The organism is Rhodococcus sp. P4_F3_2, from assembly GCF_056401335.1.
Window position 1 is genome coordinate 1 of sequence record NZ_JBFUJN010000175.1, and the last position, 486, is coordinate 486.

A 486-nucleotide genomic window follows, 5' to 3' on the forward strand; every position below is an offset into this window, starting at 1 on the left:
CAGGGTTATATGTAGGCGGACATACTAGGCTAGGTCTCTGGCTTTCCAGAAATTTTTCACCGTTAGAAGAAATAGAGAAAGAAAAATTGATTTCCAATTGGAAGGGACTTTATGATCAAGGTGGAGTTCATGTACATTTTGCTTTACATATAAAAGAAGAGAATTTTGATTCTGCTATTAGGATACTGCAAAATGCCGGCATTGATAATAAAATTGTGGAAGAGATTAACACCAATCTGTTAAAAGAAAGAAGGGTGTATTTTAAGGATACTGAAGATAATGTTATAGAATTTTATACATTAGATATGGAAAAGGATTATAAGGAGCGAATCAAACTTTGATTTGCTCCTTTTTATAAATGGTTGCCGACAATGAAAATTATGTGAACTAAAGACATATAATATATACAATACTAGTTGAACTTTGAATTGTTTAGTCTTTATGTAAATCTCCACCAATACTAAACCTGTTTTCATTATTTACCTC

Annotated in this window: 1 protein-coding gene; it reads left to right on the plus strand. The window is 31.3% G+C overall.

The window, feature by feature from the left end; all coding sequences use genetic code 11:
• On the plus strand, positions 1 to 341 hold a 341-nt coding region (locus tag AC1DWA_RS33305; protein ID WP_477917740.1), incomplete at its 5' end, for a VOC family protein.
• Positions 342 to 486 lie beyond the last annotated feature (145 nt).